The organism is Nocardia sp. NBC_01499 (assembly GCF_045040275.1).
Lineage (GTDB): Bacteria > Actinomycetota > Actinomycetes > Mycobacteriales > Mycobacteriaceae > Nocardia.
This window is the reverse complement of the sequence record NZ_CP109426.1, coordinates 7,950,859-7,971,612: the sequence shown is the minus strand read 5'-3', so window position 1 is coordinate 7,971,612 and position 20,754 is coordinate 7,950,859. Positions and strand designations below refer to the sequence as shown.

The following is a 20,754-nucleotide window of genomic DNA, read 5'->3' as shown; positions in this document are numbered from 1 at the left end:
CGTGCCGCCGCGTTCGGTCGGCGACGAGCGTTCGGTCAGTGGCGAGCGTTCGGTCAGTGGCGAGCGTTCGGTCAGTGGCGGGAGTCCGGTCAGTGGCGGGAGTCCGGGAGGGTGATCGTTTTCGGGTCAGGTTCGATCCGTCGGGTCGCGCTCAGGTGGTTGTCCGGAGGCAGCGGGCGTCGGGGTTCGCGGACGCCCGCGGTGCCGCCGCCACCTTCGCGACCCGGTCGGCCGCCGCCGGTGGTTACCTTGCCGCCCAACAATCTTCGAATGGCTCGCAATAGTTTTCTCATGAGGTCCAGTGTGCTCGCCGGACCGGCGGGCACACTGGTGTTCGCGGGCAGCGAAGCTGGTGGTTTACAGGCTGAGGGTGGCGCGCAACCTGGCGTCGAGTGATTCGGATTCGGTGGTCGTCAGTTCGCCGAGTTGCTCGGTGAGCCAGGGGCGGTAGGCGCGGTGTAGTTCGAGGGTGTCGGCCCAGCCGTGTTCGGTGTACGTGGCCAGGACGTGGCCGGGGTCGGCGTCGCGCAACGGGACGACGTGCAGCCAGCGGTACGGAGAGGTGATCACCGCCGAGTCGGAAACCAGCACGACCGACATGCGTCTTGGCAGCGGGGTGCCGTCGCGCAGTGCCGGGGAGTAACGCCAGACCTCGCCGCGTCTCATGCCGCGCCGCGGTTGCGGCGGGCGTCGGTTTCGGCCGCCTCCGTGACGTTGAGGTCGTCGTAGGCCGCGGCCTGTTCGACGGCGTCGTCGACGGCCAGCTTGGCCAGGCTGTCGTGCACGAGCGCGGTGCGCAGCGAGGCGTTGATCACCGAGGACAGACTGCGATTCTGCTGGTCGGCCGCCTGCTTCGCCCATTCGGCCACCTGCGGATCCAGCGTCACGGTTACGCGCGTCGCCTTACTCATACCCTCATGCATACCAGAACGCAGCAGATTCCGAAGCGTGTTTTCGGACGGCGAGCACGCTGTCGCGTCGGCTATCGTCGGACGCGTGGCCAGCAAGGCTGCGGCGTCGGCGATCGAACTGGATGTCGGCGACCGCACGATCCGCGTTTCCAACCCGGACCGGGTGTACTTCCCGGAGTCCGGCGCGACGAAGCTCGACCTGGTGCAGTACTACCTGAGCGTCGGCGACGGCATCGTGCGCGCGCTGCGTGATCGCCCGTGCATGCTGCACCGTTTTCCGAAGGGGCTGGCCGGGGACAAGGTGCACCAGAAGCGGCTGCCCGCGGGCGCGCCCGACTGGATCAACACGGTGCGCGTCTACTTCCCCCGCTACAGCAGGCACGCCGACGAGCTCTGCGTGCACGAACTGGCCGACGTCATCTGGGCCGTGCAGATGTCGACCGTCGAGTTCCATCCGTGGAACTCCCGCGCGGCCGACACCGAGAGCCCCGACGAGTGGCGCATCGATCTCGATCCGATGCCGGACTGCCCGTGGTCGCGGGTGCAGCGGGTGGCCGAGGTCGCGCACGAGGTGCTCGATGAGCTGGGTGCGATCGGTTGGCCGAAGACGTCCGGCGGCAAGGGTTTACACGTCTACGTCCGCATCGCGCCGAATTGGGGATTCAAGGAGGTGCGCCGAGCCGCGCTCGCCTTCGCCCGCGAGGTCGAACGCCGCGCCCCAGACGACGTGACCACCACCTGGTGGCGCAAGGACCGCGACCCCGAGATGCTGTTCGTCGACTACAACCAGAACGCCCGCGACCACACCATCGCCGCCGCCTACTCCGTCCGCGGCGTGCCATCGGCCACCGTCTCCACCCCGATCCGCTGGGACGAGATCCCCGACATCGACCCCCGCGACTTCACCATCAAAACCGTCCCCGCCCGCTTCGCTGACCTAGGCGACCTGCACGAGGGCATCGACGACGCCGTCTTCGAGATCGACCAGCTGCTCGAATGGGCCGACCGCGACAAGGTGGACGCCGACCTCGACGCGGAAACCGACCTCGACACAGACTGACCAACCCGCTGCCGAGTGCAGCGCGTCTCGGGTTGTGATCACTCCGCTACGAGCTGCTCGGTCGAGCATTGTCGATTCCGCGTCGCCTCGTTTGTCGTCAAGGTAGTCGGGCACATGACGAGAGGACGATCGAGAATGCCGAAACAGTTCGAAGTGGGGTTCGAGGGTGAGCTACCGGCGAGGCCGGGTGAGGTGTGGGAAGCGTTCACCCTGTACACCAAGGGCTGGTACTGGAATATCGAGTACGAGCCGTGGCTCGGCGGTAAGGAATCGGGACTGACCACGGCCGGTGGCATCGTGACGGCGTGGGAGCCGCCGACGCATTTCGGCACCCGCTGCGAGGAGGACAACGGCTGGTGGAACAACCTCGACTACCGCCTCGAGGACCGCGGGGATACCACCTATCTGCGGTTCGTTCATACCGGCCTTTTCGAGCCACACGACTACGACGTCCGCTATGACGCGTGTCGTGGACACACCGCGTTCTACTACCACTCGCTCGAACAGTATCTGCGCTACTTCAAGGGGCGCGATGCCACTTACCTGCGCATCGAGGGGTCGGCGGCCACTTCGGAGAAGGGCTCGTTCACAAGGTTGTGCCGTGCGCTGGGTTTGCCGCTCGGCGCGGTACAGGGGGATCAGGTTCGGTTACATCCCGCAGGGCTGGACCTGGTTCTGGACGGGGTCCTGGACTATCTCACCCCGGCGTTCGTCGGGGTGCGGACCGAGGATGGCCTGTACCGTTTCTATGGCCGCGACGCGTGGGGACAAGCGCTCGGTATGGGCCATCACCTGTTCGCGGACGGCGTGGACGGCCCACACGCCGAACGGATGTGGCAGGGGTGGCTGCACAGATTGTTCGATGAGCCGCTGATGGCGGGTGCTGGACACGATGGCGACCAGGGAGCGACGCGATGACGCAGTACGCGGTATTGATCTTCGAGACGGAGACCGGAACCGAGCCACCGCCGGAGGTGATGGCCGCCCACCAAGAACTGCCTGCGCGGATAGCCGAGCGCGGCGGCAGGATCGTGGCAGGCCTGGCACTCGAGCCGAGCACGACCGCCACGGTGGTCCGCGATGGTCTGATTACCGACGGGCCGTTCATCGAGAGCAAGGAAATGCTGGCCGGGGTGTTCGTCATCGAGGCACGCGATCTGGACCACGCGATGGAACTGGCCGGACTGACCCCCGTGCTGAAAGGTGGGGTGGAAGTGCGTCCGCTTGCGGGATTCTTCACCGATCCGAGCTGAGGTGTCCGACGAAACCACGCTCGCGGAACGGGCCGTCGCCGATGCGCATCGCCGCGAATGGGCGACGGTTCTCGCCGTGACCGTCCGGATCACGCGTGACCTTGATCTGGCCGAGGAATGCGTGCAGGACGCCTATGTCGCGGCGTTGCGAACCTGGACGTCGACCGGCATCCCCGCCAAACCGGGCGCCTGGCTCACCACCGTGGCCCGGCGCAATGCCCTCAATGCCGTGCACCGCGAGCGGATTCTGCGGGGCAAACTGCCGTTGCTGGTCGACCAGGACGGCCAGCCCGACATCGACGATGCCGTCATCCCCGATGATCGGCTACGGCTGATCTTCACCTGCTGTCATCCAGCGCTGATGCGTGCGGCACAGGTGGCATTGACCTTGCGGCTCGTGTGCGGTGTCAGCACAGCGGAGATCGCCGAGGCATTCCTGGTATCGACCGCCACTATGGCCGCGCGGATCACCCGGGCGAAGACGAAGATCGCCGTCGCCGCAATTCCCTACCGGATCCCCGATTCGAACGAACTGCCGCAGCGCCTCCAGTCCGTCCTGACCGTCGTGCATCTGCTGTACACCAGCGGGCATACCGCGCGTACCGGAGTCGAACTCGTCCGGATCGATCTCGTCGAGCGGGCTATCGATCTGGCTCGAATGTTGTATCTGCTGTTGCCCGATCAGGGCGAGGTGCTCGGCCTGCTTGCGCTGCTGCTTGTCAATCATGCGCGTCACGACGGGCGCACAGACGCACGCGGTGACCTGGTCACCCTCGAGCAACAGGACCGTCGCCGGTGGGATCGCGGCATGATCGACGAGGGACACCAGCTGATCATTACTTCGCTGCGCAGCGGCCCTCCTGGTCGTTTCACGCTCCAAGCGGCCATTGCCGCCCTGCACGCTCAGGCACCGAGTTTCGCCGAGACTGATTGGTCGCAGATCGTCACCCTCTACGACCAACTCCTCGAGACCTGGCCCTCGCCTGTCGTGGCGCTCAACCGCGCGATATCGATATCGATGCTCGACGGTCCCGCTGCCGGTCTGGCGGAAATTCAGGCCTTGGAACAGAGCGGCGCATTGAACGGCTACCACTACCTCCCGGCCGCCAAGGCGGACATGCTGCGGCGCCTTGGCCGACGCGCCGACGCCGGTGCTGCCTACTCGGCGGCGCTTGCGTCCACGGACAACGCTGCAGAGCAGCGGTTCCTCGCGGCTCGGCTAGCCGAATGCGGCACCGACAGTCCATCAACGGCCGGGGCGATACCGCGCCGAGTTGGGCCGGATGCGGTGATAACGTCGCTGCGGCGCTGTTGACGGGTGCCTGCGATCCGCTGTACCGCTCTGAAGGAGGTCTATCCATGAACCGACCGGCAGTAGCGATAGCGATCGGGCCGTCGGATCCGCCGCCCGCGTTGTTGGCGAAGACGGTTGTGGACAGCGGGGCGACGGTGACCGGGCTCGACGAGGCTCGGGGGCTGATCTGGTCCGGGACTCCGGGACAGTTTCCGGATGAGCTGCCTGACACGCTCGAGTGGGTGCAGTTGCACGCGGCCGGTGTCGAGGACTGGTTCACCTCGGGTGTTATCGCCGCCCACCCGAAGGTCCAGTTCACTTCCGCCGCAGGCGCTTTCGCGGCGAGCGTGGCCGAGCACGCGCTGATGTTGCTGCTGGCGGGGGTGCGTTATCTGCCCGAGCAGCTGCGCGCGGCCAGCTGGCGGCAGCAGGATTTCTTCCCGCACATCGGTTCGCTGCGCGGCAAGACGGTGACCATCGTCGGCGCGGGCGGCATCGGGCGGGCACTGATTCCGATGCTCACCCCGCTGGGTGCGCACGTGATCGCGGTCAACCGGTCCGGCCGCCCGGTCACCGGCCCCGGTATTCCCGACACGATCGAGACGATCTCTACCGACCACCTCTCCCGGGTGTGGCCGCGCACCGATCACGTGGTTGTCGCGGCCCCCGCCACCGCAGCGACCGAACATCTCATCGACGCGGACGTACTCGCCCGGCTGAAGCCGTCCTCGTGGATCATCAATATCGCCCGCGGCAGCCTGATCGACACCGACGCCCTGGTCACCGCGCTCGCCTCCGGCGCCATCGCGGGCGCGGGCCTCGACGTCACCGAACCGGAACCGTTGCCGGACGGCCACCCGCTCTGGGTGCTGCCGAATGCCATTGTGACGCCGCATGATTCGAATCCGCCGCAGTTGCGCCTCGCGGCCTTCGCCGACCACGTCGGCGCCAACGTCCAGCGCTTCGTGGCGGGCAAAGACCTGCTCGCCCCGATCGATCCGGACCAGGGCTACTGACCTGAGGCTCGCCGACGTACGTATACGACGGCGAAAAGTACCTATAGATGACTGATTCGGGGCGACCCCCTGCGGCCATAACGTAGTTCCTGTCAGCAAGGAAGACAGCGAAACCGCAGACCACAGCCCTGAAGGAGCCATCATGAACACCATCGTCGCCCAGTACCTGGAAGCCTGGAACACCACCGACGCCGCCGACCGCAAAGCCGCCGTCGCCCGGGTGTTCACCGAGACCGCCAGCTACACCGACCCGCTGATGGCGGTGGCCGGGCACGACGCCATCGACGCCGGAATCGCCGCCGCGCAAGCACAATTCCCCGGCTGGACGTTCCGGTTGGCCGGTCCGGTGGACGCACACCACGACCAGGTCCGGTTCACCTGGGAGCTCGGGCCCGCCGAGTCCCCCGCGCTGGTCGTCGGCTTCGACGTGGCCACCGTCGAGGACGGCCGGATCGCCACTGTGTACGGCTTCCTCGACAAGGTCCCCGCGGCTGCCTGAGCGAACCCCCGACGACCGCGGCACCAGCACACCAGCTGATGCCGCGGTCGTTTTCGCAGGTCAGCCCCTATCGCGATCAGCCTGCAATAAATGTGCCATTGACAACTGGCACATTCATCGGTGATTCTGAACGCATGACAAGGTCAACGAGGACCTCGCTCCCCGAGGTGCCGACCACACCCTCCACCCGGGCCACCCTGGCCGCGGCGGCCACCCAGCTCGGGTTGCGGCCGCTGAACAACGCGGTGCCGATGAACGCCCCGGGAGTCTGGTTCGCCCGCAAGCTCGTCGCCACCTTCATGGCCGTCGGCGGCCCGGTGCCACGCGGTACCGCCGTCACCCCGGTGCGTTCCGGGGCGGTGCGCGGGGAATGGGTCCGCGCGCCCGGCGTCGCGTTCGGCAAACGCGCCATCTACTACATCCACGGCAGCGGGTACGTCATCTGCTCCGCGCGCACCCATCGCGGGCTCGCCGCGCAGCTGTCGCGCAAGACCGGGCTCCCGGTCTTCCTGACCGATTACCGACTCGCCCCGGAACACCGCTTCCCGGCAGCCGCCGACGATGTCGAGGCGGGCTACCGCTGGCTGCTCGACCGCGGCTACGCCGCCGATGACCTTGTCATCGCGGGTGATTCGGCGGGCGGGCACCTCGCGCTCGACCTGCTCATCGAGAACGAACGCCGCCACCTACCGCAGCCAGCCGCCGTTGCGATGTTCTCGCCGCTGTTCGACCTCACCCTGCGGCTGGCCGCCGAACAGGAACGGCGCCACCGTGATCCGCTCATTTCCGCCAAGGCGGCGAGCCGGATGCCGCGCGCGTACACCCGTGGCCTGCCCGAGGACACGCCCCGACTTCGGTTGACCGTGCCAACAGGTATGTCCTTGCCGCCCATGCTGATTCAGGTCGGCGGCACCGAAATGCTCAGCGCCGACGCGCGAGCGCTGTGCGAGATGGTGCGCACCGCGGGCGGCAGCTGCGACCTAGAGGTATGGCCCGGCCAGGTGCACGTCTTCCAGGCGTTGCCGACGCTGGTGCCCGAAGCCGATCAGGCCCTGACGCGCGCGGCCGAGTTCCTGCGCGGCGCGCTGGCCGCCCGCACTGTCTCCGAGAAGGTGAGCTGACAATGTTCGGACTGGAAAAGCTGCTGCCCCTTGGCAATCGGCCGCGGCGCACATACGGCGCGCGAGCGGTGGTGACCGGCGCAGGCAGCGGCATCGGCCGGGCCTTCGCGCTGGCGATCGCCGATCGCGGCGGGCAGGTGATCTGCGCCGATATCGATGAGACCCGCGCCGACCAGACCGTCGCGCTGATCGAACGCAAGCATCCAGGCACCGCGCACGCGTTCCGCTGCGATGTGGCCCAGCGCGAAGACGTGGAAAACCTTGCGCGCTTTGCCGAATCGCTGTTCGAACGCCCGGTCAGCCTGGTCATCAACAACGCAGGCGTCGGCATCGGCGGAAAGCGCGTCGGCCAGGTCGGATTCGAGGACTGGGAGTGGGCGCTCGGCATCAACCTGTGGGGCGTGGTGCACGGGTGCGAGGTGTTCACCCCGCAGCTGCGGGCCGCACGTCGCGGCGGCATCATCAACGTCGCCTCAGCAGCCGGGTTCGCCGCCGCGCCATCAATGGCCGTCTACAACGTGTCCAAGGCGGGTGTGATGTCGCTGTCGGAGACGATGGCGGCCGAGCTGAGCGGCACCGGCGTGGCGGTCACCGTGCTGTGCCCGACCTTCGTGAAAACCAATGTGGCCAAGGACGGCCGGATCACGCAGCAGTCGGCGAGCCTTGCCGACACCCTCATGCGCTGGACCGGCTTCTCCCCGGAATCCGTCGCCAGCACCACCCTCGACGCACACGACCGCGGGCAGCTGTACGTGCTGCCACAGCTCGACGCCCATGTCGTCTGGCGGCTCAAGCGCTACTTCCCCGCCCAATACACCTATGTCCTCGGCCTCCTGGATCGGGTTCTGCCCCAGGACAACTCCCCCGCCACCGACCACACCTCGGTCACCGACAAGACAGGAGTCTGACATGGCCATCACGATGGACTTCGACGACATGCTCGCCAAGATCAAAGACCGGCAGTGGGCACTTGCCGATATCGATTGGGACGCACCGGGTGCCGAGACGATCTCGCCCGAACTGCACGCCAAGCTCAAGCCGTTCATGGCCGACCTGATGTGGATCGAGAACGTCGGCGCGCGCGGCTTCGCCGCCATGGCGAAGAAGGCGCCCACCGAGACGCTGCGCGAGATCTACCGCTATTTCCACGCCGAGGAGCAGCGGCACGCGAATGCCGAACTGGCGCTGATGCGGCGCTGGGGCATGCTCGACGGCGACGAGATCCCGCAGCCGAACGTGAACGTCAAGCTGGTGATCGACTTCCTGGACAAGTACGCCGACGGCATGTCGCTGTCGTTCCTCGGCACCGTCATTCCGATGCTCGAGGTCGCGCTGGACGGCGCGCTGGTCAAGTTCATCATGGACGAGATCCACGACCCGGTCTGCCAGGACGTCTTCAAGAAGATCAATAACGACGAATCCCGGCATCTGGCCGTCGATTTCGCGGTGATGGATGTGCTCGGCCACGCACAGATCCGCAAGCTTGCCACCGATCTCGTCGGCGGTTGGCTGAAGCCGTCGCTGATCATCGGCGTGTTGAGCTATGTGCCGCTGCTGAACAAGATGCGCGACAACATCGTCGAGATGGGCGTCGACGAGGAGAAGCTGTACTCGGCGCTCAAGCGGTACGCCAATGTCGGTGAGCGGAGCGAATTCGCACGCAGGCTGCCGATGTATCAGCTGGTGAAGATGCAGGGCGGCTGGGTGATCGACCGCGGCCACCCGTACCACCTGTTCGCCGACGCGCTGGTGAAGATCACCGCCAGGGTGCCGAAGGCGCTGTTGCGCAGGGACCCGACCTGGGTCAAGGAAGTCACCTACGAACCGGCGGCATGAGACATATGACTGACAAGACACTGGACGTCGCCATCATCGGCGGCGGGTTCGCCGGTATCGGCGCCGCGATTCGCTTGAAACAGAAGGGGATCGACGGTTTCGCCATCTTCGAACGCGGCGACGCGATCGGCGGCACCTGGCGCGACAACACCTATCCCGGTGCGGCGTGCGACATTCCGTCGCGGCTGTACTCCTACAGCTTCGCGCCGAATCCGGACTGGTCGCACACTTACTCGGGCAGCAACGAGATCCTCGGCTACATCGAGTCGATGGCGACCGAGTTCGGGCTCGGACCGCATTTCCGGTTCGGCCACAACGTGACCGGGATCGTCTTCGACGAAGCGGCCGGGCAGTGGGAGATCACGATCGACGGCAGGGAGACCGTGCGGGCCCGTGCGGTGGTGCTCGCCTCGGGGCCGCTGGCCAATGCCAGCTTTCCCAACATCCGAGGCATAGACGAGTACGCCGGACACAAGATCCACAGTGCCCGTTGGGATCACGACTACGACTTCACCGGCAAGAAGGTCGCGGTCGTCGGCACCGGTGCCAGCGCGGTGCAGATCATTCCCGAGCTTGTCGATAAAGCGGCCTCGGTCAAGGTCTTTCAGCGCACCCCGGGCTGGGTGCTGCCCCGGGTCAACCGGCGCACCAACTCGGTGACCAAGGAGATCTATCGCCGGGTGCCCGCCGCCGAGCAGCTGGCTCGGCAGGCCTGGTTCTACGGGCACGAGTCGGTCGCGCTCGGCGTCGTCTGGAACACGCCGCTGACCAGGGTCGTCGAGCTGGTCGGGAAGGCCCAATTACGCAGGCAGGTCAAGGATCCCTGGCTGCGACGCCAACTCACACCGGACTTCCGGGCGGGCTGCAAGCGCCTGCTGATGACCGACGACTACTACCCTGCCCTGCAGCGGGACAACTGCAAGCTGATCACCTGGCCCATCGCCAAGCTCTCCGAGCGCGGCATCCGGACCGCGGAAGGCGTTGAGCACCAAGCCGATTGCATCGTGTTCGCGACCGGCTTCGACGTGTCAAAGACCGGCACCCCGATCCCGGTCGTCGGCCGGGACGGCCGGGTGCTCGCCGACGAGTGGTCGGGCGGCGCGTACGCCTACAAGAGTGTCGCGGTGTCGGGATACCCGAACATGTTCCTCACGTTCGGCCCGAACTCGGGACCCGGCCACAACTCGGCGCTGGTGTACATGGAGGCCCAGATCGACTACCTGGTGAGTGCCATCGGCACCATCCTGAAGCAGGATCTGCGCGTCCTCGACGTCAGGAAGGACCGGCAGGATCGCTACAACGCGGGCATGCAGCGCAGGCTGACCAGCACCACCTGGAACTCGGGCTGCCGCAGCTGGTATCTCACCGAGGACGGTTTCAACGCGACCATGTACCCGGGGTTCGCCACGCAGTACGTCAATCAGCTGCGGACCGTCGATCTCGCCGACTACACGGTCGTCGCCGCGGACCGCAATGTTCGTGAGCCCCGGATCGCGGCGGTTTCCTAGATGACCGGTGCCGGCGGCCTTGGCGATAGACTCGGTCGATCAATGACCGTGCTGTTCGGCCGTCGGCAATCCGGCACCGTGGTGGGCGAGGAGGTGGAATCGATGGAGTACCGCATCGATGACCTCGCGCGCGCCGCGGGCACCACCACCCGCAATGTGCGCGCCTACCAGGAACGCGGCCTGCTGCCCCCGCCCGTCGGCAAGGACGGCCGGGCCAGCATCTACGACAACTCGCACCTGGAGCGGCTGCGGTTGATCGACGCGCTGTTGCAGCGCGGTTTCACCACCGCGCACATCGGCGATTTCATCACCAGCTGGGAAACCGGCAAGGACCTCACCGAGGTGCTCGGCCTGCAGCACGCGGTGACGGCGTCCTGGGCCAAGGACGAGACGTTCGAGGTCCCGCGCGAGCTGATCGGCACCATCCTCGGCGCCGAGGCGGACGAGCTCGTCGACCGCCTGCGGGAGATGAAACTGGTCCGGCTCGAGGGTGACACCGTGGTGTTCACCGACACCCAGCTGCTCACCTCATTCGCCGAGTTGCACGAGTACGGCCTGGAATTGCGCACCCTCATCGAGATCTACGCCAAGGTCGCCGACCGCATCGATGACATCACCCACATCATGATCACCGCCGCCAAACAGCACATCGTCGATGAACACGGCCCCGGCTGGCTCCCCGACACCAGCGCCGAAATCGCCGATACCACAACGATGTTGAGCAAGATGCGCGAACTGGCCGTAGCGTCGGTGCACTCCACCCTCGCCCGTTCGCTCGACGTCACTCTGCGCAACGAGCTCGGCGACTACCTCGCCACCGCCGCCGAACGTGAACGCGCACGGACAGATTCGCGCCCCGACTCCGGTTAGACCCGGACTGGATCGTTCTTGTCCGCGAAGGCAAGGAGGCGGGGAATCACCCGCTCCGGAAGCATCCACAGCAGGTCGTGTCCAACGCCGGGATAGCTTTCGATATCGACAGAGGGAACGTGGCGCCGGGCACGACTCGCCGCCTGCTCGGGATCATGTATGACCGTATCGGCGCCGAAGAGAATCAGTAGCGGTGCGGTGATGGCGTCGAACCGCTCGTCGGTGAGGGGGCGCGGCAACGGCTGCGCGAGCCGGAACTTCAAGCACGCCAACACCATTACCCACTCGTCATCGGTCATCTCGATACCGGGGGTGAGCCACTTGTTGAACTTCTCCATCTTCGCTCTGGTAGGCCGGAAACCGGCAACAATGAACTTGAACAGCAGACCCAAGCGCAGCCTGGCGAAGATGGCCGGTGTCGGTTCGAGCAGGCTGACGCTGGCCAGCCGGTCGGAGCGATGGGCCGCGGTCACGGCCGCTATCCAGGCGCCGAGGGAGTAGCCCGCGAGGTGGACGCGATCCTCCCCGAGTCCACTGATCACCTCGGCTACCCACTTGGCGACATCGGCATCGTCACGCAGCGGCGCGGTCTGCACACAACGTCCAGCCCACCCCATGATGTCGGGGGTGTATACGACGCGATCGCGGGCCAGGTCCTCGATGAACGGACCCCAGAACAGGCAGTTGCCCGCCATGCCGGGCAGCAGCAGTAACGGCGCGCCCTCCCCCGTTCCCGACTTACGCACTCTCGTTGTCCCGAACGATGTTTCGACGTCGATGTCCATCGATGGCACCGCCCACTGTGCCGCGATTGTGTCGTAGGCCCGCTGATAGGTGGCCTCCACCTCGGCGCTGGTGAACCGTCCGATCTTCGACATGATCTCCCCTTCCATCTTGATGGTATCAACGTACCATATAAATGGTATGGGCGTACCACCAACGGCCGTGCCGCACAGTTCAGCTGCGGGATCGGCGGGCGAAGAGTGCTGTGGCGCAGGCGTATCCGAGGACAGACAGGCCGACGGACCAGACCACCGCAAGCGCCGCGCTGTTCGCTGAATCGGATCCGGTGAGCAGTGCGCGGAGCGTATCGATCACCGGGGTCGCGGGTTGGTGTTCGGCGAAGCCGCGTAACCAGGACGGCATGGAGACGGTCGGTACGAAAGCGCTGCTGATGTACGGGATGAACATGATGGCGTAGGTGAATCCGCCTGCGGCCTCGGGGTTTTGCGCCAGCAGGCCCAACGCGACCGCTATCCAGGTAATGGCATGGACGAAGAGCACGATCACCGCGAGCGCGCCAAGCCACGCGAAAAAGCCTGCGCTGGAGCGGAATCCCAGGATCACGCCGATCACGAGCACAATGACGACGGCAAGCAGGTTGCGCACGACGCCCTCCCCCACATGCCCGGCCAGCAGCGCTTGCCGAAACATCGGCAAGGTCCGGAATCGATCCACCGCGCCGGTACGCAGGTCGGTCGCTACCGCGGTAGCGGTGATCGACGCACCGAATCCCGTGCACAGCAGGATGATTCCGGGAATCACGTAGTCGATGTAAGGACCGTCGACCTGGATCGCGCCGCCGAACACGTACACGAACAGCAGCATGATCAGTACCGGAAGCACCATCGAGATCAGCAGTGTGTCTCGGCTGCGTAGCGTGTGCCGGACCGCGCGCCGGAACATGACGGCGGAATCGGCGAGAGCCGCTAGTTGGCTCACCCGGCGGCTGCCTCGACAATATCGGCGGTGCGTGGCGTCGCGTCCGCATGCGATTGCAGCTCTCCCGCAAGGGCTTTCGCCCGTTGTGCGGTCTCCGGCTCGAGCAGCTTCCGTACGCCCGCTTCCAGTCGGTCACGGTCGAGCTTGCGGAAACTCAGATGCGCGCCGACGCCGAGGCGTTCGACCTGGGCGCCCCACATCGGCTGATCGAACGACACCGAACAGACCAGCGTCGGCAGACCGGCACGCAGGCTCTCGAAGGTGGTGCCGATACCGCCGTGATGAACGGCGGCGGCACACACCGGGAAGACGATGTCGTGGGCGACGGGGCCGACAACCTTGACCCGTGAACCGGTTTCGGCGTCGGCGGCGGCCAGATCGCTCCAGCCCGCACTGACCAACCCGCGGATACCCAAGCGCTCGCACACCTGCTCGACGATGGCGAGCACGGCGTGCGTGTCGCGAATGGGCATGCTGCCGAAGCCGAAATACACCGGCGGCGCATCCTCCGCGATCCAGGCGATCACCTCGCCGTGATCGGCGGCCAGCTCGCCGAGAGCCTCCCGCGCGGTCCGTTCCAACGGGAGGAATCCCACGAGCGGCCGACGCGCACCCCACTCCTGCGCCAGGCCTGGCACCAGGACCGGATCATAGATCTGCACCTCGGGCACGCCCGTGCGTTCGAGCACGGCGGCCGGGCTCGCGGTCGAGCGCGGCAGGCCGAGCTCCTTGCGCAGCTGGTTGAGATACCGCATGAAGACGATGCGGCGCAGGTTCTCGGCGAGTAACCAGGTGGCCCGATTGACCACGCCCGGCGGTTGCCAGTCCGACGGCAGCGCGCCGGGGAACGGGTACGCGGCGTTGTTCCGGCACGGGAATCCGTGCAACGAGACCAGCGGCACCCGCATCGCCTCGGCGACCGACGCGGCCCGATCCTCGGTGAGCATCGTCGCCACGATGACGTCCGCGCCAGCGCACACATCGATCACCTCGCGGTTCATCCGCTCGGCATAGTCGGCCATCTGCTTGCCGACCAGTTGCATCAGCCGGAAGCTACTGCCGGCGGCCAGCGCTTTCTGTCCTTCGTCGGAGGCGTAGAGCTGCTGCACGTCCGGCCCGCAGCTGACGGCGGACAGGCCGGTGCGGGTGGCGAACTCGATGAGGTTCGGCGGCGCGCCGAGCATGACGTCGTGGCCGCGCCTGCGCAGCTCGAGGCCGAGCGCCACGGCCGGTTGCACGTCGCCGCGGGTGCCCGTCAACGGAATCGCCACTCTCATGCCAGCTCCTGTACTCGGCGGGGGCATCCCCGCACTCCGTCACGCCACGTCGTTGTTCCAGCGTGCGCGCGGTGTACATGTCCGTACCGTGGTCGACATGCACGTCGCGCTGTTCACGGACTTCCATCCCGCGACCCTCGGCGGGATCCAGACCTCGGTACATGCCCAGCGTCGCGGGCTCGAGCGGCTCGGCCACCGCGTCACCGTGTTCACCGCGCCCACGCCGGAATCTACCGAACCGGAGCACGACATCGTGGTCCTTTCCGCACTCGGGGGCGTCATGGTGAACGGTTTCGCCATGGTGTTGCCGACTCCGGCGAACAACCGATTGATCGACACGGCCTTCGCCGAGCGCGGCCCGGTCGACGTCGTGCACACCCAGACCACCTACGGTGTCGCCATCGCCGGACTCCGCGCGGCCCGCCGTAACGGCATCCCCGTCGTCCACACCGTGCACAGCCGCGACGACGTCTTCATCGCCAACACCTCGCCGGTCCCGTACCTGTCCGCGCTCACCATGCGCGCCCTGCACTGCCGGTTCGTCGTCCATCGCGGACATATGCCGCGCACCAACGAGTCCCGAGCGGCGCGGCACGCCTGGCGCACGATGATCGCCCAGGCGGCGGCCGCCGATCGCGTGATCGTGCCGACCGATCACTTCGCCGAACGGATCCTGGCGCACGGGCTCACTCGGCCGCTGCGGGTGATCTCCAACGGAATCGACGACGAACTCCTCGACCATGCACAGGTACCAGAACCGGGTGCGACACGAAACGGTCCACTGCGAATCCTCTGGTGCGCCAGGCTGTCCGGTGAGAAACGACTACTCGAAGCGATCGAGGCGGTCCGACTCGTCGAGAACTGCACGTTCGACATCTACGGCACCGGTGACCTGTGGGAGCGGGCACAAGCGGCGATCGAAACAGCCGGACTGAGCGACCGCGTCCGACTACACGGCGGCGCGAGCCAAGCGGACTGTCTTGCCGCGATGGCGACACACGACGTATTGCTTTTCCCCTCTTCAGGTTTCGACACTCAGGGCATGGCACTGCTGGAGGCGGCGGCGATGCGGCTGCCCGTCGTCTACTGCGATCCGGATCTGGCCGAGACGGTGCCCGAAGGCGGCGGCGTCTGTACCCGCGACCCGTCGGTGATAGCGATCGCCGATTCGCTGCGCGAACTCGCCGATCACCCAGAACAATTGGCGCCGATGCGCAAGATCCTCACCGACCGGACCGATTCCGCGCGGCAGTCCCGCCTCACCGAAGCGATCCTCTCGATCTATACCGACCTGGTCGGAGGTACGAAACCCGCTATGCCGCAGTCTGTTCCGAATGTGCCGACCGCCCCTGGACGGCTTCCCCTGCTCGGCCACAGCGTGCTGGCGCTACGCGACGGCCTGAAGTTCGTGACATCGTTGGCCGAGGTCGGCCCGATCGTCCGGATCTATCTCGGGCCACGACCGGCCTACGTGCTCACCACCCCCGACCTCATCCGCGAGCTGAGTTTCGGCGAGGCAGGCGAATTCCACCGCGAGGAGCTGCGCGACGCGATCAAGGAGGTGATTCGCGGCGCGTCCAACGTGCTCAGTGGTAAGCCGCACGAGCTGCGCCGCCGAATGATCGCGCCGGCGCTGCGGCAGCGCCGATTGAACGAATACGCCGTGGTCGCCGCCGATCTCGCGAACGCGTGGTCGAAGTCGCTACGGCCGGGCCAACAGCTGAACCTGGTCGACGAGGCGCACCGGCTCGTCCTCGACACGATCTCCGCCACCCTGTTCACCGCCGAATTCGGCGCGGACGCGAAACGGGAAGTCCAGCAGAACATCCCGTGGCTGCTCGGCCAGGTGATCCAGCGTGCCGCGTTGCCGCCGCCGGTGCGCCGCCTGCGCGTCATCGCGAATCGCCGGTTCACCACCAAGTCTCGTCGGCTGCGTGCCGAAATCGGCGCCGTGGTCGCCCAATACCGCCGCGCCGACCGCGATTTCCACGATGTGCTCTCCGCGCTGGTGCGCCACAGCGACCCGGAGACCGGCACCCGACTGTCGGACGAGGAGATCATCGATGAGCTGCTGTTGATGCTCGCCGCCGGTGTCGGCTCGACCGCGTCCATCCTCGGCTGGGTGTGGCACGAGATCATGCGCACTCCGGATATCGCCACCGAATTACGCCGCGAGCTGGACGATTTCGTCGCCGACGGCCCGGTAACCCCCGATCATGTCGCAGAGCTGCCCTACCTACGACAGGTCGTGCTGGAGACCCTGCGGTTCTGGGGACCGTGGGTGAGCACGCACACCGCGGACGGCCCGGTCACCCTCGGCGGCACCACACTCCCCGACGGCGCCATGGTCGTGTTCAGCCCGTACATGATCCACCACAGCGCGCACTACTATCCAGACCCGGAAATCTTCGACCCCGATCGCTGGTTCCCCGGCCGCGCCGAGGAGATCGACAAGAAGGCGATCCTGCCGTTCGGTGTCGGCCTCCGGCACTGCCCAGGCAACAACTTCGCCCTGCTGACCATCACCCTGGCCACCGCCGCCCTCTTCGCCCGCTGGCAGCCGGTAGCCGACCCTGGCTACCAGGTGAAACCGTCGAACCGCGATTTCGTCGCCGCGCCGTCCCGGCTGCCGGTGGTCTTGCATAAACGACTCTGATTCGATGAATTCCGCGCCGTCGTATCGTCAGCACAACTATGGACACCAAGAATCTCGCTGACCTCTACGCGCTGCCGGAGCTCGATTGGGCAAACATTCAGAAGACGCTCGACACGAACTTCCCCCAGGCCCCCGATACCGGCGGCCCGAACCGGCACACCTACTGGTTGACCACGATCAACCCGGACGGCAGCCCGCACATGACCGCCGTCGGCGCGCTGTGGCTCGACGGCGCGTTCTGGTTCACCACCGGCGCGCGAACCCGCAAGGGCCGCAACCTCGCCCGCGACCCGCGCTGCGCGATCAGCGTCGCCGCGCACGAGTTCGACCTCACCGTCAACGGCACGGCGACGCAGGTCACCGATCCGGCCACGGTCGCCGAGATCGCCGCGCGCTACGCCGAGGACTGGCCGGTCACGGTCGACGACACCGGCCAGGCGCTCACCGCCGCGTACAGCGCGCCGTCCGCGGGTCCGCCGCCGTGGCACGTTTACCGCATCACCGCGAGCACCGCGATGGCGCTCGGCACGGTGGAGCCGGGCGGCGCGACCCGCTGGCGTTTCTGAGCGGGCATCGACCACCGCTTCGGCGCGCAACCCGCCGCGGGCCCGTACCCTGCTGATTGGCGCAAAGTGCCAACCGTCGAGCGGATGGGAGTCGCCCCGTGGCAGCCGATCACCCGAGAATGCCGCCGCCAGGGCTGGTTCGCGCGGTCGAGCTGGTGCGCAACGGCTTGTCCGTCGCCTACCGCAAGCTCGTTCCCGGGCAGCTCGCGGTGATGGAAATGCTCGCCGCCGGGTGGTTGTCGCAGGCGATCCATGCCGCCGCCGAACTCGGTATCGCCGATGCGCTCGCCGACGGTCCACACAGCGGCGCCGAGCTGGCCAAGACGGTCGGGGCCGACGAGGACGCGCTGCATCGCCTGCTGCGCCTGCTCATCGGGCACGGCATCTTCACCAGGCGCCGCGACGGCAGGTACGCGCTCACCCCGATGGCGAGCGCGTTGCGGCGTGACAGCGACGTCTCGCTGCGCGACGCGGCACTGTTCTTCGGCTCCTCGATCCACCGGGACAACTGGTCGCATCTGGTCGACGCGGTCCGCACCGGCAAGCCGGTCGGCGAAGCGCTGCACGGCATGTCGTTCTTCGAGCACGCACAGGCCGACCGGACGCTCGGCACGCTGTTCGACAACGCGATGACCAGCATCGGCAGCCTCGGGCTCGCTCCGCTGCTCGCGGCATACGACTTCGCCCGCTTCGACACCCTCGTCGATGTCGGCGGCGGCGAGGGCACGTTACTCGCCGAAATCCTGTGCCGCGCACCACAATCCAACGGCATCCTGTTCGATCTGCCGGAGGTGGCCGAGTCGGCGGCCGGGCGGCTGGCCGATCTCGGACTGGCCGACCGATGCCGGGTCGAGCGCGGGTCCTTCTTCGACACGGTCCCGCGGGGCGGCGACGCCTACATTCTCAAACACATCCTGCACGACTGGCCGGAGGACGACGCGGGCCGCATCCTCGCGACCATCCGCGCGGCGATGAAACCCGATGCCCGCCTGCTGATCATCGAACTCGTCATCCCGCACAACTCCCGCCCGCACCCGGGCAAGTTCATCGATCTAGAGATGCTGGTGAACACCGGCGGCCGTGAGCGCACCGCCGATGAATACCGAAAGTTCTTGGCGCGCTTCGGATTCACGCTGAATCGGGTGGTCCCGACCGTCTCGCCGGACAACATTCTCGAGGCTGTGCCCGCTTAGGTTGTCAACACCCCGTCGATGACGGTGGTGACCACCCTGCTGACGGCTCCGGCCTCCGGCGGTGCGCCTTTGCGATCGGCGAACAGCAGATGCCCTGCCCCGATCAGCGTGGGCGCCAACACATCTACGTCGGCCGCCGCGACGATGCGTCCCTGTTCTCGCTCGGCACCGAGGTAGGCAGCGATCATCGCCGTAGCCTCCGCCAACAGCGGAACGCCGGTCGGCCTGGTCTGACGCAGCCTGGCGCGCAACTCATCTCGGAAGGTGACCAGGCTGACGATCGCCACGGCGACGGTCCCGAACACGTCGGTGAGCGCGTCGCTGAGATTGCCGACTACGGTGCCGGTTCCCGCGGACGCGCGCAGTGCGGCGGCCTGGTGGTCGATCCGTGCGATGCGGTCGAGCACGAGTTCGGCGAGGAAGGCGTCGAAGTCGGCGAAGTGCCGGTGCAGCACGCCCTTGGCGCAGCCCGCCTCGGTGGTGACCGCGCGGCTGGTCAGCGCGCTCGGACCGTCCTGAAGCAGGATGCGCTCGGCGGCGTCGAATAGCTGCTCGCGCACGTCGCGCAGGGCCACTCCTGTTGGCACCGGGTACTTCTCCTTACGTTGTTCAGCCCGAATCGGTTGTTAAGTGGGCACATGCCCACTTATAGTGGGCGCATGCCCACTGTACCGTCGAAGCAACCGTCAGTTCCGCGACAACAGTCTCATCAAGCCCGCGATGTCGCGGAGTCGTTCGGCGTGGACGCCGAGCGCTACGACCGCTCCCGACCCCGCTATCCCGAGGCGATGGTCCAATCGATCCTTGCCACCAGTCCGGGACGTGACGTCCTCGACGTCGGCATCGGTACCGGCATCGTCGCCAGGCAGTTCCGAGCGGCGGGCTGCACGATACTCGGCGTCGAACCCGATCCGCGCATGGCCGAATTCGCGCGACGCGACGGCACCGAGGTCGAGGTGTCCACCTTGGAAACTTGGGATCCCGCTGGTCGCACCTTCGACATCGTCGTTGCCGGGCAATCATGGCACTGGGTGGATCCTGTCGTCGGCACGGCCAAGGCGGCCGAGGTGCTGCGACCCGGTGGTCGGCTGGCCCTGTTCTGGAACGTGGGGCAGCCACCGCCCGAACTCGTGGAAGCCTTCGCCGAGGTCTACCGTCGCCTGCTCCCCGACTCCCCCGTCAACCAGACGCTCGCGACCGCCGCGGTGCAGGTCTACGTGGCGGGGGGCGACAAGGCCGCCGACAACATCCGCGAAACGGGCGCCTTCGGCGATCCTGAGCAGCGGCAATTCCATTGGGAGCAGCGGTATACCCGCGACGAGTGGCTGGAATTCTCGGCAACCACCGGCGCCGCCACCCAACTCCCGCGGGCCGTGCTGGACGAGGTGCTGGCTGACCTCGGTGCCGCCATCGACGAAATGGGCGGCAGCTTCGTCGCGCAGTACACCGCGGTGATGGTCACGGCGGCACGACTCGCCACCTGATGTGCTCGACAGGACGCCGACCTGGCTCCAGGACAGCCTTGTGGTGACTATGCGGGCGACACGTATGCCTTGGTGGTGATGCCCAGCGCGCTGCTCGTGATGCACGAGGCGCGCATCGACTGGCCGACCGCGGCCGGGGCCGAATCGGTGCCGGAGTATGGGGCGAAGATCGGGGCGTCGGGGGTCGCCGGGACGCTGATGCCGAGGCATTCGACCTCCAGGACCGAGGATCCGTAGCCTTCGTGGCAGAGCGCGACGGCGTCGGTCACGCCGCGGTCGACGAAGCAGGCCCCGGGGTCGGCCGTTGCCGGGTCGGCCGTCCCGATCACGATGCCGCCGACGAGCGCGACCAGGCAGCCACCTCCGACGATTCGCCGCAGCACGGTTCTCACATGAGTCCTTTCCTCAGCGCGATTGGGCAACCCATCAGTCCGGTACCGGCCCGGCCGCCGCATCAGCGTGAAACGTCCCTACCTGCGCCATTCCAT

The 20,754-nt window shown here is 66.9% G+C and carries 23 protein-coding genes; 15 read left to right on the top strand and 8 right to left on the bottom strand.

The window, feature by feature from the left end:
• Nucleotides 1-89: 89 nt before the first annotated feature.
• The 3 genes from OG203_RS36505 to OG203_RS36495 form a co-directional block, all read right to left on the bottom strand.
• Entirely contained in the window at nucleotides 90-293 is a 204-nt protein-coding gene (locus OG203_RS36505) for a hypothetical protein (protein WP_405161752.1), read from the bottom strand.
• Between the two features lie 64 nt (nucleotides 294-357).
• Nucleotides 358-666: a hypothetical protein gene (locus OG203_RS36500; RefSeq protein WP_405161751.1), complete on the bottom strand. Its 309-nt coding sequence runs from the start codon at nucleotides 664-666 to the stop codon at nucleotides 358-360.
• On the bottom strand, nucleotides 663-911 hold the full coding sequence (locus OG203_RS36495) for a DUF6364 family protein (protein ID WP_405161750.1): 249 nt from the start codon (nucleotides 909-911) through the stop codon (nucleotides 663-665). The genes OG203_RS36500 and OG203_RS36495 overlap by 4 nt, the downstream gene beginning before the upstream one ends.
• 85 nt (nucleotides 912-996) lie before the next feature.
• Here OG203_RS36495 and ligD point away from each other — a divergent pair, with 85 nt between their 5' ends.
• The 11 genes from ligD to OG203_RS36440 all read left to right on the top strand — a co-directional run bounded on the left by ligD (nucleotide 997) and on the right by OG203_RS36440 (nucleotide 11,368).
• Nucleotides 997-1,971, top strand: a complete 975-nt coding sequence (ligD, locus tag OG203_RS36490) for a non-homologous end-joining DNA ligase (RefSeq protein ID WP_405161749.1) — start codon at nucleotides 997-999, stop codon at nucleotides 1,969-1,971.
• Between the two features lie 135 nt (nucleotides 1,972-2,106).
• On the top strand, nucleotides 2,107-2,889 hold the full coding sequence (locus tag OG203_RS36485) for an SRPBCC domain-containing protein (RefSeq protein ID WP_405161748.1): 783 nt from the start codon (nucleotides 2,107-2,109) through the stop codon (nucleotides 2,887-2,889).
• Nucleotides 2,886-3,224 (top strand): YciI family protein, encoded by a 339-nt coding sequence (locus OG203_RS36480; RefSeq protein WP_405161747.1) that lies wholly within the window; start codon nucleotides 2,886-2,888, stop codon nucleotides 3,222-3,224. The genes OG203_RS36485 and OG203_RS36480 overlap by 4 nt, the downstream gene beginning before the upstream one ends.
• A 1-nt stretch (nucleotide 3,225) precedes the next feature.
• Complete coding sequence (locus OG203_RS36475; RefSeq protein WP_405161746.1) at nucleotides 3,226-4,539, top strand: RNA polymerase sigma factor; 1,314 nt, start codon at nucleotides 3,226-3,228, stop codon at nucleotides 4,537-4,539.
• 44 nt (nucleotides 4,540-4,583) lie between these two features.
• A complete protein-coding gene (locus tag OG203_RS36470) occupies nucleotides 4,584-5,534 on the top strand; it encodes a D-isomer specific 2-hydroxyacid dehydrogenase family protein (protein WP_405161745.1) in 951 nt (316 codons plus the stop codon).
• Nucleotides 5,535-5,676: 142 nt separating this feature from the next.
• The gene (locus OG203_RS36465) at nucleotides 5,677-6,033 is read left to right on the top strand and encodes a nuclear transport factor 2 family protein (RefSeq protein WP_405161744.1); all 357 of its coding nucleotides are present in this window, start codon (nucleotides 5,677-5,679) and stop codon (nucleotides 6,031-6,033) included.
• A 134-nt stretch (nucleotides 6,034-6,167) separates the two neighbouring features.
• Nucleotides 6,168-7,154, top strand: a complete 987-nt coding sequence (locus tag OG203_RS36460; protein WP_405161743.1) for an alpha/beta hydrolase — start codon at nucleotides 6,168-6,170, stop codon at nucleotides 7,152-7,154.
• A gap of 2 nt (nucleotides 7,155-7,156) precedes the next feature.
• Nucleotides 7,157-8,062: an SDR family NAD(P)-dependent oxidoreductase gene (locus tag OG203_RS36455; RefSeq protein WP_405161742.1), complete on the top strand. Its 906-nt coding sequence runs from the start codon at nucleotides 7,157-7,159 to the stop codon at nucleotides 8,060-8,062.
• A 7-nt stretch (nucleotides 8,063-8,069) separates the two neighbouring features.
• Nucleotides 8,070-8,990, top strand: coding sequence for a ferritin-like domain-containing protein (locus OG203_RS36450; protein WP_405168119.1), 921 nt, complete (start codon nucleotides 8,070-8,072; stop codon nucleotides 8,988-8,990).
• A gap of 5 nt (nucleotides 8,991-8,995) precedes the next feature.
• Nucleotides 8,996-10,498, top strand: a complete 1,503-nt coding sequence (locus tag OG203_RS36445; protein WP_405161741.1) for a flavin-containing monooxygenase — start codon at nucleotides 8,996-8,998, stop codon at nucleotides 10,496-10,498.
• A 42-nt stretch (nucleotides 10,499-10,540) separates the two neighbouring features.
• Nucleotides 10,541-11,368, top strand: coding sequence for a MerR family transcriptional regulator (locus tag OG203_RS36440; protein WP_405161740.1), 828 nt, complete (start codon nucleotides 10,541-10,543; stop codon nucleotides 11,366-11,368).
• Here OG203_RS36440 and OG203_RS36435 read toward each other — a convergent pair.
• From OG203_RS36435 to OG203_RS36425, 3 genes are all read right to left on the bottom strand, one after another.
• Complete coding sequence (locus OG203_RS36435) at nucleotides 11,365-12,246, bottom strand: alpha/beta fold hydrolase (protein ID WP_405161739.1); 882 nt, start codon at nucleotides 12,244-12,246, stop codon at nucleotides 11,365-11,367. The genes OG203_RS36440 and OG203_RS36435 overlap by 4 nt on opposite strands.
• 79 nt (nucleotides 12,247-12,325) lie before the next feature.
• Complete coding sequence (locus OG203_RS36430; RefSeq protein WP_405168118.1) at nucleotides 12,326-13,054, bottom strand: ABC transporter permease; 729 nt, start codon at nucleotides 13,052-13,054, stop codon at nucleotides 12,326-12,328.
• Nucleotides 13,055-13,086: 32 nt separating this feature from the next.
• Complete coding sequence (locus OG203_RS36425) at nucleotides 13,087-14,367, bottom strand: glycosyltransferase (protein WP_405161738.1); 1,281 nt, start codon at nucleotides 14,365-14,367, stop codon at nucleotides 13,087-13,089.
• Here OG203_RS36425 and OG203_RS36420 point away from each other — a divergent pair.
• The 3 genes from OG203_RS36420 to OG203_RS36410 all read left to right on the top strand — a co-directional run bounded on the left by OG203_RS36420 (nucleotide 14,366) and on the right by OG203_RS36410 (nucleotide 18,782).
• A complete protein-coding gene (locus tag OG203_RS36420; protein ID WP_405161737.1) occupies nucleotides 14,366-17,023 on the top strand; it encodes a cytochrome P450 in 2,658 nt (885 codons plus the stop codon). The genes OG203_RS36425 and OG203_RS36420 overlap by 2 nt on opposite strands.
• Before the next feature lie 38 nt (nucleotides 17,024-17,061).
• Complete coding sequence (locus tag OG203_RS36415; RefSeq protein ID WP_405161736.1) at nucleotides 17,062-17,589, top strand: pyridoxamine 5'-phosphate oxidase family protein; 528 nt, start codon at nucleotides 17,062-17,064, stop codon at nucleotides 17,587-17,589.
• 98 nt (nucleotides 17,590-17,687) lie between these two features.
• Nucleotides 17,688-18,782, top strand: a complete 1,095-nt coding sequence (locus OG203_RS36410) for a methyltransferase (protein WP_405161735.1) — start codon at nucleotides 17,688-17,690, stop codon at nucleotides 18,780-18,782.
• Here OG203_RS36410 and OG203_RS36405 read toward each other — a convergent pair.
• Complete coding sequence (locus OG203_RS36405; RefSeq protein WP_405161734.1) at nucleotides 18,779-19,369, bottom strand: TetR/AcrR family transcriptional regulator; 591 nt, start codon at nucleotides 19,367-19,369, stop codon at nucleotides 18,779-18,781. The genes OG203_RS36410 and OG203_RS36405 overlap by 4 nt on opposite strands.
• A gap of 72 nt (nucleotides 19,370-19,441) precedes the next feature.
• On the opposite strand from OG203_RS36405, the gene OG203_RS36400 reads away from it, so the two are divergent.
• Nucleotides 19,442-20,266 (top strand): class I SAM-dependent methyltransferase, encoded by an 825-nt coding sequence (locus OG203_RS36400; protein ID WP_405161733.1) that lies wholly within the window; start codon nucleotides 19,442-19,444, stop codon nucleotides 20,264-20,266.
• A gap of 47 nt (nucleotides 20,267-20,313) precedes the next feature.
• Here the strand turns inward: OG203_RS36400 and OG203_RS36395 are convergent, their stop codons facing one another.
• Entirely contained in the window at nucleotides 20,314-20,658 is a 345-nt protein-coding gene (locus tag OG203_RS36395) for a hypothetical protein (protein WP_405161732.1), read from the bottom strand.
• Between the last annotated feature and the right edge of the window lie 96 nt (nucleotides 20,659-20,754).

Bases quoted from the DNA above. Each gene is read 5' to 3' on its own strand.
- OG203_RS36505 (WP_405161752.1), bottom strand. From the start codon at position 293: ATGAGAAAACTATTGCGAGCCATTCGAAGATTGTTGGGCGGCAAGGTA.
- OG203_RS36500 (WP_405161751.1), bottom strand. From the start codon at position 666: ATGAGACGCGGCGAGGTCTGGCGTTACTCCCCGGCACTGCGCGACGGC.
- OG203_RS36495 (WP_405161750.1), bottom strand. From the start codon at position 911: ATGAGTAAGGCGACGCGCGTAACCGTGACGCTGGATCCGCAGGTGGCC.
- OG203_RS36485 (WP_405161748.1), top strand. From the start codon at position 2,107: ATGCCGAAACAGTTCGAAGTGGGGTTCGAGGGTGAGCTACCGGCGAGG.
- OG203_RS36480 (WP_405161747.1), top strand. From the start codon at position 2,886: ATGACGCAGTACGCGGTATTGATCTTCGAGACGGAGACCGGAACCGAG.
- OG203_RS36470 (WP_405161745.1), top strand. From the start codon at position 4,584: ATGAACCGACCGGCAGTAGCGATAGCGATCGGGCCGTCGGATCCGCCG.
- OG203_RS36465 (WP_405161744.1), top strand. From the start codon at position 5,677: ATGAACACCATCGTCGCCCAGTACCTGGAAGCCTGGAACACCACCGAC.
- OG203_RS36460 (WP_405161743.1), top strand. From the start codon at position 6,168: ATGACAAGGTCAACGAGGACCTCGCTCCCCGAGGTGCCGACCACACCC.
- OG203_RS36455 (WP_405161742.1), top strand. From the start codon at position 7,157: ATGTTCGGACTGGAAAAGCTGCTGCCCCTTGGCAATCGGCCGCGGCGC.
- OG203_RS36445 (WP_405161741.1), top strand. From the start codon at position 8,996: ATGACTGACAAGACACTGGACGTCGCCATCATCGGCGGCGGGTTCGCC.
- OG203_RS36440 (WP_405161740.1), top strand. From the start codon at position 10,541: ATGACCGTGCTGTTCGGCCGTCGGCAATCCGGCACCGTGGTGGGCGAG.
- OG203_RS36435 (WP_405161739.1), bottom strand. From the start codon at position 12,246: ATGTCGAAGATCGGACGGTTCACCAGCGCCGAGGTGGAGGCCACCTAT.
- OG203_RS36430 (WP_405168118.1), bottom strand. From the start codon at position 13,054: ATGTTCCGGCGCGCGGTCCGGCACACGCTACGCAGCCGAGACACACTG.
- OG203_RS36420 (WP_405161737.1), top strand. From the start codon at position 14,366: ATGCCAGCTCCTGTACTCGGCGGGGGCATCCCCGCACTCCGTCACGCC.
- OG203_RS36425 (WP_405161738.1), bottom strand. From the start codon at position 14,367: ATGAGAGTGGCGATTCCGTTGACGGGCACCCGCGGCGACGTGCAACCG.
- OG203_RS36415 (WP_405161736.1), top strand. From the start codon at position 17,062: ATGGACACCAAGAATCTCGCTGACCTCTACGCGCTGCCGGAGCTCGAT.
- OG203_RS36400 (WP_405161733.1), top strand. From the start codon at position 19,442: ATGCCCACTGTACCGTCGAAGCAACCGTCAGTTCCGCGACAACAGTCT.